We start from the raw sequence: 12328 nt of genomic DNA on the forward strand, positions 1-12328 counted from the left end.
ATGAAAAGAGCAACATCGCAAATATTTATTGCTATTGTTTGTGCGCTTCTTGGATTTTTGCTTGCACATCAATTTAAGTTATTGAATGAAAAAAATAAAAGCAATATAGAAGCACAAAATTTAAATATAATTTCTGAAATAGAGGCTTTAAAGAAAGAAAAAGAAGAATTAATTAAATCAAATAGTAGCTTATCAGAGGAATTAAAACAATTAGAAGAAACAGCAGCTAAGGAAGGCGAAGTTGAAGCTGAAATAAAAAAACAACTTGATAACGCAAGAATGAACTTAGGATTAGTAGATGTTAAGGGACCAGGTATAGTTATAACTATAGCTCCTAAAAATAATATTTTTGGATCTAATAATGCATCTACAAATAGAATTATTAGTGAAGAGGAATTAACTCACATAGTTAATACTCTTAGATACGTAAAAGCAGAAGCAATATCTGTAAATGATTATAGAGTTACTCCTCAAAGCGGTATTAAAAATTCAGGTAATTGGATTTGGGTAGGAACTGCTGGGCAAATAGATCCAAATGATAAGATAGTAATAAAAGCTATAGGTGATAAGCAAGCATTAAAAACTTCAATAAATTTTATTGGAGTATTAGAGTATGGGGCATTAAAAAGTTATGACATTAAAGTGGATGAGAGTGATGAAATTATTATAAATAAAACTACACAGTCTTTAAAGAGTGAATTTATTAAGCCTGTGAATTAAAGAAGGGAGATTTTTATGATAGCATTTATAGGATTATTAATAGGTGTGCTCTTAGGGTTATTATTAGATGTAAATATACCAGATACACTATCTCCCTATATGTCGGTTGCTATTTTAGCATGTTTAGATTCCGTTTTTGGAGCAGTAAGAGCAACCTTATCAAAAAACTTTAAATCAGATATATTTATTTCGGGATTTTTTGGTAATGCAGTATTAGTAGCAGGTCTTGCATACTTAGGAGATAAACTTGGAATTCCAATGTATATAGCAGCAGTTATTGTTTTTGGAGGTAGAATATTTGATAACTTTGCAGTTATAAGAAGACTATTAATTGAAAAGCTAAAATCTCGTAAACGAGGTGAATAAATGAAGAATATAAAATCAGGATTTCTTATTTTAGTAGCTGCAATCATAACAGGATTTCTTATAGTAAATAGTATTAATTTAAATAATACACAAACAAATATATCTTTAAATGCATTAGAATATAAAAATGCAGTAGAAGAAAGAAGTAAGTTGTATAATGAAATAGAAAAAATAAAGAGTGAAAATATAGATTATAGGTATAAAATAAACAAATATAAAGGAAATGACCCTGAAAAAAAAGAGAAATTAGTGCAAGATATGAGAAATCAATTGATTGATTATGGAGCCTTAAGCGGAATTACATCAGTTAAAGGACCAGGTTTAGTAATAGAGATAAAAGACGGCGATATAGATAGTAGTTTAGATGCTGATTATGAAGTATGGAGAAAGATATTTCATGAGAATGACTTAGCAATGGTTTTAAATGAACTAAGAAATGCAGGAGCAGAGGCAATTACTATGAATAATCATAGAATATTACCTAATACAGGAGTAAAGTGTTATTCTTCTCAGATAGGATTTGAAGATGAGTCAATGGCTTCAGCTCCATTTTATATTTATGCTATAGGTAATCCAGAAGAAATGAAAGCATATCTATTAGCAGAAAATAGTTTTATACAAAAGTTGATTATAAGAAAGATAAAAGTAGAAATAGAAGTAAAGGATGAAATAATTCTTCCTGTTACAAAGCAAAGCGTAGAAGCAAGATATATGCAAAGATATGAGGAAAAATAAAATTTTATTAAAAAATATTTAGAAATTGAAGGAATTTAAGTTTTTTTGAAGAATATTTACAATGTGTAAATAACTTCTTTAGGAGGAAATGACTTGGATATAGACGAAAGTATAATTAAATTGAGAGGAAGTTTACCTAAGGATGTCACACTAGTAGCAGTTTCAAAAACTAAGCCTATAGAAGCTATAGAAATTGCATATAAAACTGGTCAGAGAGATTTTGGAGAAAATAAAGTTCAGGAACTTATTGATAAAGAGGAATCTCTTGAAAAAGATATAAGATGGCATTTTATAGGTAGCTTACAAACTAATAAAGTTAAATATTTAGTTGGTAAAGTTCACTTAATACATTCTTTGTCAAGTATTAAGCTGTTAAAAAAGATAGAAAGTGAATTTTCTAAAAAAAATTCTATAGCTAATCTTTTAATACAAATAAATATAGGTAAAGAAGAAAGTAAAAGTGGAATTTTTGAAGAAGAATTAAATGATTTGATAAATGAAATTGAAATCTGCAATAATTGCAAGGTTAAAGGATTAATGGCCATAATTCCAAAAGGAAATGAAGATACAAATAGATATTATTTTAAAAAAATGAAAAGTATATATGATGATTTAAGTGAAAAATCATATAAAAATATTTCAATGGAGATTTTATCTATGGGAATGACAAATGATTATGAAATAGCTATTAAAGAAGGGTCTAACTTAATAAGAGTTGGAGAAGGAATATTTGGTAAAAGAAATATAGTAGGAGGAGCGAAGAATGAGTAATATGTTTGGAAAGTTTAAGGAAATAATTGGGCTTGGTGAATATGAGGATGATTTTGAAGATTTAGAAGATACTGAAGCAGAGGAAGAAGAAATACAAGAGGAAATTGAGCCGATTATATCAAAGCAAAAAGGAAATAAAGTAGTAAATATTCATACTGCATCAACTGCCAAAGTTATGGTAACAAAACCTACAAATTATGATGATGCTAGAGAAATAGCAGATGCAATAAAAGCAAGAAAGATAGTTTTAGTTAATGCTACTACTTTAGAAACAAAAATAGCACAAAGATTAGTAGATTTTATTAGCGGATCTTGTTATGTTTTAGGTGCTACCTTACAAGAAATAGAACAAAGAGTTTACTTATTATCACCTTCAAATGTAGAAGTTACAAATGAATTAAAAAATGAACTAAGTTCAAAGGCATTATTCAATTGGAATAAGTAGGAGGAGATTTAAATAGGAATAATATTTACAGCAATAAATTTAATAACAAGAGTTTTAGAAATAACTATTTTTGCAGAAGTTATAATGTCTATTTTACCAAGTATTAGAGAAACTGCTTTTTATGGACTAATTGCATCATTTAATAATCCAATATTAAAGCCTTTTAGGTTTTTACAAGATAAACTTTTAAGAAATAGTATGATTGATTTTTCACCATTGTTTGCGATTATGTTATTATCTTATATTAGGATTTTATTTTAATGCTTAAAAAAGAAACAATTCTAAAAAGTTTTAATGAAGATGATGCAAAGGAAGCTATAAAAATATATGAAAAATATAAGCTAGCTTACGAAAAAGATATAACTGTTTTTACAAGTAGTTTTTATTCACCTAATATATGGAGCTTTTTTAAAAATTGTTGTAGTAATAATGAAGTTATATTTGAAGCAAATGGGTTCTTTGAAGAATGTGAAAGAAGAATGATCTGTTTTAATAATTATTACAATACTGATTATCCTATAAAAATATTAGAAATTAATAATAAATCAAATTTTTCTAATTTAAAGCATAAAGATTATTTAGGTTCAATTTTATCATTAGGAATTGAACGTAATAAATTAGGTGATATAATTGTAAAAGAAAATAGTGCTTATTTGCCTGTTTTAGAAGAAATAAGTGATTATATAATAAATAATTTATCTCATATAGGAAAATCACCAATAGAGATAAAAATTATAGATAATATAAGTGATATACCATCTGTTAATTTTGAAGAAATAGTTATTACTGTTTCTTCTTTACGAGCAGATAGCATTGTTGCTAAACTCTCTAGCCTGTCAAGAACAAAAGCCATTGAGCTTATAGATAGTCGCAAGGTTTTAATAAATTATGTAAGAGCGAAAGATAAGAGTCAAGACATTGTAAAGGACACTAGAGTTACAATTAGAGGAATTGGAAAATTTATAATTGGAGATGTTATTGGCGGAACTAGAAGTGGTAAACAGAGAATTGTAATTAAAAAATATATATGATGTGTAGAGGTGATTTTATGAAGCTTACTCCAATGGATATAAGTAACAAAGAATTTAAAAAGGGATTTAGAGGATACGATTGTGATGAGGTTGATGAATTTATAAATGAAATTATAGAAAATTATGAAGAGCTTTATAAAGAAAATTCAAGATTAAAAGAAAATTTATCAAGAGTAAATGAAAAATTAGAACATTATGTTAAAATAGAAAATACTATTCAAAATACGTTGTTATTGGCTCAAAATGCAGCTGAGCAAGCTAGAGAAGCATCTCAAAAAGAATCTGATATGATTTTAAAAAATGCTAATGATGTAGCTAAGAAAATTTTAGATAAGGCTCATAACGATGTGGTTTCAATAAATGATGAATATGAAAAAGTTAAACAAGAATTTGTTAAGTTCAGAGCTAAATTTAGAAACTTTATGAATGCTCAAACTGAAACCTTTGATGAATTAGAAAAAGATTTAACTAAAAATTATAGTATTACAGAACCATTAGAAGAAGTAGCTATTGGAAAAAGCATAGAACTATCCAGTAAAAATATAGAGGAATTAGAAGAAGTTTATACTGAGGATATGGATGAGATAAAAAGCTTTTTCGCTAAAAACTAATACATAAAATCCGTTTAATACGGATTTTTTATTTTTAATAAATTTTAAACTATTGAGTGTAATGTTTTAATGTATTATAATGTGTTAAGAATTATAATATGTTAACAATTATGAAGAAAATGGAGATTCGTATTAATGGATGAACTAGTATTTAAAATAATGGAAGAAGAGAATATAGGGCTTAGAATAGATAAATATTTATCTAATATTATAGAAGGAAAATCAAGATCATTTATACAGGGATTAATTGATTCAGGTGCTGTATTAGTAAATAATAAAGAAATAAAGAGTAATTATAAATTAAGAAATCAAGATGAAATTATTGTAATTATGCCAGAACCAATTGAACTTGATGCTCAGCCAGAAGATATAGATCTTAATATAGTATATGAAGATGAAGATGTAATAGTTTTAAATAAACCGCAAGGAGTAGTTGTACACCCAGCACCAGGAAATTATAGTGGTACATTAGTAAATGGATTACTTTATCACTGTAAAGACTTATCAGGTATAAATGGGGTTATAAGGCCTGGGATAGTTCATAGAATAGATAAAGATACATCTGGAATATTAGTTATTGCAAAAAATGATGATGCACATAATCATTTAGCTAAACAATTTAAAGATCATAGTATTAAAAGAGAATATTATGCTCTAGTTGAAGGAAAATTCAGTAAGATAGAAGGCACTGTAGATAAGCCGATAGGAAGAAATAAAAAGGATAGATTAAAAATGGCAATAGTGGAGGATGGTAAGAGAGCAGTAACTCACTATAATGTATTAGAACAATATAATAATGGAACTGCTTTAGTAAAATGCACTTTAGAAACTGGAAGAACACATCAAATTAGAGTTCATATGGCTTCTATTGCTCATCCTTTAGTAGGAGATCCTCTTTATGGTAATAAAAAGCAAAAGTTTAAATTGCAAGGGCAAGTATTACATGCAAAAACATTGGGATTTATTCATCCAAGAAGTAATGAGTATATGGAGTTTGATTCAGAATTACCTAAATATTATTTAGAACTATTAGAAAATATAAGAAAATAGAGGTGGATTAAATGAAATTAAAAGCAAATTTATTAGATGATAAAGCTATCAAAAGAACACTAATAAGAATATCTCATGAAATAATAGAAAAAAATAAAGGTATAGAAAACATAGTTTTAGTAGGTATTAAAAGAAGAGGTTATCCTTTAGCAGAAAGAATTGCAAAGAATATAGAAAGTATAGAAGGTATAAAAGTTCCAGTAGGTTATGTAGATATAACGTTATATAGGGATGATATTACAGAAATAAAAGATACACCAAGAGTTAATAATATTGACTTAGGGGTAGAGGTTATAGGCAGAAAGGTTATATTGGTAGATGATGTTTTATATACTTGTAGAACAGTAAGAGCAGCAATTGATGCTATAATTGATTCTGGAAGACCAGAACAAATACAACTTGCAGTATTAGTAGATAGGGGACATAAGGAGCTGCCAATAAGAGCTGATTATGTAGGGAAAAATCTTCCTACATCTAAGAGTGAGATAATAGCAGTTGAAATAGCAGAAATCGATGGAAATGATTCGGTGAAAATTTACGAAGGAAATTAGAGGAGAATAATATGGAATATAACTTAATTGCAACTACTACCTTCGGATTAGAAGGTATTACAGCAAAGGAATTAAAAGCTTTAGGATATGAAGATTTAAAAACTGAAAATGGTAAAGTTCATTTTACTGGAGATGAAATGGATATTGCAATAGCAAATATACATTTGAGAACGGCAGATAGAATATTAATAAAAATGGGAGAGTTCGAAGCAAAAAGTTTTGAAGAACTATTCCAAGGTACAAAAAATATAAAATGGAGTGATATAATACCTAAGGACGGTATAATGCACGTTAACGGTAAGTCTGTTAAATCAACTTTACATAGTGTTCCGGATTGTCAATCTATAGTAAAAAAAGCTATTGTAGATAGTATGAGCAATTCTTATGGAATAAGCCAATTTGAAGAAAGTGGACCATTATATAAAATTGAAGTATCAATCTTAAAGGATGTTGTAACATTAACTATAGATACATCAGGACCAGGGTTGCATAAGAGAGGATATAGAGAAGAGGCTGGTGCAGCTCCACTTAAAGAAACTTTAGCAGCAGCTATGGTACTTATTTCAAGATGGAAGGAAGAATTTGTTTTAGTTGATCCATTTTGTGGTTCTGGTACTATACTTATAGAAGCAGCTATGATTATGCAAAATATCGCACCTGGAATGTGTAGAAGTTTTACATGTGAAACTTGGCCAACAATGGATTCAGATGTTTTTGAACAAGTAAGAGAAGGTGCTGAAAGAGCAATTAAAAATAAAGATATAAAATTAATAGGATACGATATAGATGGAAGAATTCTTAAAGTAGCAAGAAGTAATGCTGAAAAGGCTGGAGTTTCAAAATTTATTGAATTTCAAAGAAGAGATTTTAAGGACTTTTCAAGCAGCAATAAATATGGATTTATAATTTCTAATCCGCCGTATGGAGAAAGATTAGGAGAAAAGAAAGAAGTGGAACAATTATATAAAACTTTTGGAAGTTTTAAAAAGAAATTTTTCAATTGGGATTATAATATTCTTACATCTTATGAAGGCTTTGAAGGACCCTTTGGAAAGAAGTCAAGTAAAAATAGAAAATTATATAATGGTAAATTAAAATGTTATTATTATCAATATTTTGATAATGAACTTATTAAAAATGATGGGGATATGCTTATAAATCATATATAACGTTTAAGTTATCTAATACGTAAAGTTACAAAATTAATAAGATATTATTATTTATTATTGTATTCAATTAAGGATAAAACTTATTTAAAACTTATATTAAAGAAACCATATTTGTAAATACAAAATATGGTTTCTTTTTTGTTATTTTATAATTTTATTGTTTTCAATTTTTAAATTACTATATAAAGATGGCTCTGTATATAAAGTATAGTTAGTATGATATATAACCATACCTGGTTTTGAACCATTAGGTTTCTTTAAGTTTTTTACTTTAGTATAATCTACAGGAACCTTTGTTGAATTCTTAGCTTTGCTATAATAAGCAGCAAGTATACCAGCTTCTTCTAAAGCTACATCCGATGGATTGTCATTACAAAGTATAACATGTGATCCAGGAATATTTTTTGTATGAAGCCATATATGATTTTTATTAGCAAATTTTAAAGTTAAATAATCGTTTTGAATATTATTTTTACCAATATAAATATCTATTCCATCAGAAGAAATTAAATGTATAGGCTTAGAAGATTTATCTTTTTTATTATTCTTATTAATGTTTCTAAATTTTAAGTATCCAGTTTCGATTAATTCTTTTTTTATATCATCTATTTCAATATAGCTTTCACAGTTTAGAATATTTGTCATAACTGAGTTTAGATACTCAAGTTCTTCTTCATTTTTCTCTAATTGTTCTAATGCAGATTCTTCAGATTTTTTTAGCTTATTATATTTTTTATAAAGATATTGTATATTTTCAGATGGTGTTTTATTTTCATCCAGCTTTATAGTTACATATTCTTCTTCAACAGCATAAAAATTTAATAAAGATATTTCTTTTAATCCTTTTTTTAACATATAGATATATGAAGTTAATAAATCACCATTAATCTTATATTTTTCTTTCTCTTCACATTCTTTAAGAATATTTTTTAATTTTTTAGTTTTATTATTGCATCTGTCTATGTTAGTTGAAATTAACCTTTGTAAATCTGTAGATCTATTTAATAACCTATCTTGCTTATCTTTTACTGTAAAAAATTCATCAAGCAATTTACTTGGATTTTCAAAAGATATTGATGAATAAAGACTTTCTAAATTGCTTAATTTTATACAATGAAAATCCTTGAAAACTTCATTACCTTTATAAATTTTAAAATTAAAATTATTTTCTAAGTTTTCCATGAAATTTTTAAAGAAATTAAAAATATTTTCTTGATTTATGGTATTATTATCTTGTAGGAAATTTTCATATATACTTATTGATAGAAATTTACTTATACCAGTAAATACTTTTGAAAATAATCCTTCATCAATACTTATATCATTATTATTTAAATATGAATTAAAATCGTTAATTGAGAAGTTAAAAGGATTTAGTTTGTTAGAGTTTGGAGGATATACATAATTTACACCGGGATATAAAACTCTGAAAGTATTTATATCAGCAGAAATATGCTTAATACATTCCATAACTTTATTATCTCTTTCTCTAACAAGAGTTATATTACTGTGTCTCCCCATAATTTCAACTATTAATATATATTTACTATCGAATCCTAATTCATCGGTAGACTCAATATGCAATTGAAGAATTCTATCGCCATTTAATTGAGTTATATCTGTTATTCGACCACCAATTAGATATTTTCTCATAACCATTGTAAACATTGGTGCTTGTAAGGGGTTTGTTTTACTTATATTAGTTAAATGAATTCTAGGAAATTTAGAAGAAGCTGAAATTAGTAATTTTATATTTTGTCTATCTTTTCTTAGAGTTAAAATTACTTCATCTTTTTCTGGTTGATTAATTTTGTCTATTTTAGAGTTTAATATTGATTTTTTTAAATCATATACTAAACTATATAAGTAGATACCATCCAAAGCCATAAGTATCATCCTTTCTTTGGTAATAAGATAAAGATAGTATAACACTTAATTAGCAAATTTATCAATGGGGCATATAAAGTAAAAAGGGGAGTTTTTATGAATTTTATAAAGATGCAGGGATTAGGAAATGATTTTATTTTTATTATAGATAATGAAAATACATTTGTTAAAAATGAAACTGAAATTGCTAAAAAGATTTGTAATAGAAGATTTGGAGTAGGGGCAGATGGATTAGTTGTAATAAGAAAATCTAATGTTGCAGATGCTAAAATGGTAATAATAAATAGTGATGGATCTCGTGCTAATATGTGTGGTAATGCTATTAGGTGCTTTGCTAAATATTTATATGAATATGGCTTAGTAGAAAAGAGCATAATTAGCATAGAAACTGGAGATGGTATAAAGTGCGTAGAACTTTATATTAATGATAAAAATAAGGTTAAATTAGTTAAAGTTAATATGGGAAAGGCAAGTTTTAATGGAAAAGATATTCCTTTAAACAATAAAACTTCATTAATAAATGAAATTATTAAAATTGAAGAGAAGGAATATAAATTAACTACCTTATTAATGGGAGTGCCTCATACTATTTTAATTAATAATAATGATGAATATAATATTAGTGAAGGAAAAGTTATAGAAAAAAATAATTTATTTATTGAGGGAACAAATGTTAACTTTGTTAAAGTTATTGATGTTAACAATATAGAGGTAAAAACTTGGGAAAGAGGTGCTGGAGCTACTTTAGCTTGTGGAACAGGATGTTGTGCTTCAGTTATGGCTTTAAGAAAATTAGGATTATGCTCAAATAGGGTTAATGTAGAAACTTTAGGAGGAAATTTAGTAGTAGAGATTATAAATAATGATGTATATATGATAGGATCCGCAGAGTTTATTTGTAAAGGTGAACTATATTAATTAAAAGAGGTAAAAGATGAATAAAAAAAAGATAAGGAATATTTTCCTTGTTAATTTTATTTTGTTAATGAGTATATTTCTTTATGGATGTAAAAGTAAAATAGAAGAAGAAAATAAGGTTGATATACTAAATGGAGCAGTTGCCATAGAAAATTCAGGAGAATACCAAATTTATAATTTAATAAATGATAAATATGAAAAAGTAGATACTGAATATATAATTACAGCTTATGATTTAAAAAGTGGTAATTTTATATATAATGAAAATGGTGAATATAAAATAAATTATCTAGGAAAAGAAAAAACAATAGAAGAAGAAAAAATGGTTATTTCACCTAAACTAGCTAAAGATGGTAGGTATTTAGCTTATTTTTTAAATGATGGATACTTAGATTTAAAAATAAAGGATTTATCTAAAAATAAGAATATATCAATTGATACTAAGGTTGTAATTTCAGGTGAATTAATTGACTGGTTAAATGAAAATACTTTAGTTTATTATGGAATAAGTGAAGATAAAACTAATGGTATATTTACTTATAACATTAATAGCAATGAAGAAAAGCTTTTATATAAATTAGATTTAGGATATGTTGAATTTTTAAAAGTTTTAGATAATGGAATAGTTTTTGTACAAGAAAAAGAAGGAAAACAAAAGATATTAAAAGTAATAGATGAAGCTGGAGAAGTTAATGAAGTAATAGAAGATGTATTAGATGTTAGTGATGTTGAGTCTACTCCAGAGGGGATATTTATATTAGGTAAATTAGAAAATAACAACTATTCATTATACAAATATCATGATAAAAAAGCTAAAAGATTAGTGTATGATTTTCCTAAATTAATAAACTTAGAAAAAGGTCTTTCTAAGGATAAGGATGGTAATATAATCTTTGTTGGTGGTGAAGATGTTAAAGTAGAGAAAATATATAGATGTACTGATGACACTATAAGCATAATTGATGGTGCTTCTGGAACATATAACTTTATAGAGTGTAGATAAAGATATTTATAATTTATTTTATAAATATCTTTTTTATTTAAGAGTATATGTATAATTTTACATTTATTGGGTATGATTTTAAATGGTGATATTATATGAGTATTTTTGAATTTGACTTGGAGAAAGTTAACTTAGAAATAGCTAGAAAATTAAATAAATTAAAGGCTATTGAAAACAAATGTTTACCTATCATGATAAAGGAAGATAGAGTAATTGTATTAACATCAAATGAGGTATTAGAAAACAAAGAAGAAGTAGAGTTTCTATTTAACAAAAAAATAGAAATAATAAAATTGAATGAAGATTTTTTTATTGAACTAATTAAGAATATATTTGTAGGAGAATTAGAGGAGTTATTTGATATATTATTATTTAAAGCAATAGAATTAAATGCATCAGATATTCATTTTGAACCTCAAAAAGAAGACGTTTTCATTAGGTTTAGAGTTGATGGTGTATTAATAGGAGTTACAAAGATAAAAAATGAAGAATATCAAAAATTACTATCCAAAATAAAAGTATGTGGGAATATGGATATCACGGAGAAGAGAAGGCCTCAAGATGGCAAAAGTTTAATAAAAGTAAATGGAAAGAATTATGATTTAAGGTTATCTACTATTCCGATAATTTATGGAGAAAAACTAGTAATTAGAATTCTATATGGAGAAATATTTAATTATAATATTAGCAGTTTAAATTTAAATGCAAACCAAATAAAAAAATTAAAAAAGATAATTGCATTAAAAAATGGATTAGTAATCATAAATGGTCCTACAGGGAGTGGAAAGTCAAGTTCATTATATTGTATCTTAAAAGAAATTAATAAAAAGGATATTAATATCACAACTTTAGAAGATCCAGTAGAAGTAATAATTAAAGGTATAAATCAAGTTAGTTTAAATAGGAAAGCCAATATTACATTTGCAACAGGACTCAGAAGTATATTAAGGCAAGATACATACTATCCTTAATAAATGGCTATTTTAAAGGATTTATAGAATTTCGTCAAAAATTTCGTCAAAAATTATTTTGAAAAAATTTTAGCTATAGTTCTACTTGCATTTTCCATCA

The 12328-nt window shown here is 26.1% G+C and carries 15 protein-coding genes; 14 read left to right on the forward strand and 1 reads right to left on the reverse strand.

The genetic code is table 11. The features are described 5' to 3' along the window. From J7M87_RS19255 to J7M87_RS19305, 11 genes are all read left to right on the forward strand, one after another. The gene (locus J7M87_RS19255) at nt 1-720 is read left to right on the forward strand and encodes a DUF881 domain-containing protein (protein ID WP_291653687.1); all 720 of its coding nucleotides are present in this window, start codon (nt 1-3) and stop codon (nt 718-720) included. 15 nt (nt 721-735) lie between these two features. Beyond that, nucleotides 736-1086: a small basic family protein gene (locus tag J7M87_RS19260; protein ID WP_291653689.1), complete on the forward strand. Its 351-nt coding sequence runs from the start codon at nt 736-738 to the stop codon at nt 1084-1086. Beyond that, nucleotides 1087-1821: a DUF881 domain-containing protein gene (locus tag J7M87_RS19265; RefSeq protein WP_291653692.1), complete on the forward strand. Its 735-nt coding sequence runs from the start codon at nt 1087-1089 to the stop codon at nt 1819-1821. Nucleotides 1822-1914: 93 nt separating this feature from the next. Beyond that, nucleotides 1915-2592, forward strand: coding sequence for a YggS family pyridoxal phosphate-dependent enzyme (locus tag J7M87_RS19270; RefSeq protein WP_291653694.1), 678 nt, complete (start codon nt 1915-1917; stop codon nt 2590-2592). Continuing rightward, nucleotides 2585-3037, forward strand: coding sequence for a cell division protein SepF (gene sepF / locus J7M87_RS19275; protein ID WP_291653696.1), 453 nt, complete (start codon nt 2585-2587; stop codon nt 3035-3037). Before J7M87_RS19270 ends, sepF begins: the two co-directional genes overlap by 8 nt. An 84-nt stretch (nt 3038-3121) precedes the next feature. Next, on the forward strand, nt 3122-3298 hold the full coding sequence (locus J7M87_RS19280) for a YggT family protein (RefSeq protein ID WP_291653698.1): 177 nt from the start codon (nt 3122-3124) through the stop codon (nt 3296-3298). Next, nucleotides 3298-4068, forward strand: a complete 771-nt coding sequence (locus J7M87_RS19285) for a YlmH/Sll1252 family protein (RefSeq protein WP_291653700.1) — start codon at nt 3298-3300, stop codon at nt 4066-4068. Before J7M87_RS19280 ends, J7M87_RS19285 begins: the two co-directional genes overlap by 1 nt. Before the next feature lie 17 nt (nt 4069-4085). Continuing rightward, nucleotides 4086-4679 (forward strand): DivIVA domain-containing protein, encoded by a 594-nt coding sequence (locus tag J7M87_RS19290; RefSeq protein WP_291653701.1) that lies wholly within the window; start codon nt 4086-4088, stop codon nt 4677-4679. Between the two features lie 135 nt (nt 4680-4814). Then, complete coding sequence (locus tag J7M87_RS19295) at nt 4815-5729, forward strand: RluA family pseudouridine synthase (protein WP_291653704.1); 915 nt, start codon at nt 4815-4817, stop codon at nt 5727-5729. An 11-nt stretch (nt 5730-5740) separates the two neighbouring features. After that, nucleotides 5741-6280, forward strand: a complete 540-nt coding sequence (gene pyrR, locus J7M87_RS19300; protein ID WP_291653706.1) for a bifunctional pyr operon transcriptional regulator/uracil phosphoribosyltransferase PyrR — start codon at nt 5741-5743, stop codon at nt 6278-6280. Nucleotides 6281-6291: 11 nt separating this feature from the next. After that, entirely contained in the window at nt 6292-7449 is a 1158-nt protein-coding gene (locus J7M87_RS19305; protein WP_291653707.1) for a class I SAM-dependent RNA methyltransferase, read from the forward strand. Between the two features lie 141 nt (nt 7450-7590). On the opposite strand, the gene J7M87_RS19310 is transcribed toward J7M87_RS19305, so the two are convergent. Continuing rightward, on the reverse strand, nt 7591-9336 hold the full coding sequence (locus J7M87_RS19310) for an NFACT RNA binding domain-containing protein (protein ID WP_291653709.1): 1746 nt from the start codon (nt 9334-9336) through the stop codon (nt 7591-7593). Nucleotides 9337-9432: 96 nt separating this feature from the next. Between J7M87_RS19310 and dapF the strand changes: the two genes are divergently transcribed. From dapF to J7M87_RS19325, 3 genes are all read left to right on the forward strand, one after another. Beyond that, entirely contained in the window at nt 9433-10254 is an 822-nt protein-coding gene (dapF, locus tag J7M87_RS19315) for a diaminopimelate epimerase (protein WP_291653711.1), read from the forward strand. Nucleotides 10255-10270: 16 nt separating this feature from the next. Then, a complete protein-coding gene (locus tag J7M87_RS19320) occupies nt 10271-11257 on the forward strand; it encodes a hypothetical protein (protein WP_291653713.1) in 987 nt (328 codons plus the stop codon). A 95-nt stretch (nt 11258-11352) separates the two neighbouring features. Further along, nucleotides 11353-12228: an ATPase, T2SS/T4P/T4SS family gene (locus J7M87_RS19325; RefSeq protein ID WP_291653716.1), complete on the forward strand. Its 876-nt coding sequence runs from the start codon at nt 11353-11355 to the stop codon at nt 12226-12228. The last annotated feature ends 100 nt before the right edge of the window (nt 12229-12328 follow it).

Source organism: Clostridium sp., from assembly GCF_017888565.1.
Classification (GTDB): domain Bacteria; phylum Bacillota; class Clostridia; order Clostridiales; family Clostridiaceae; genus Clostridium.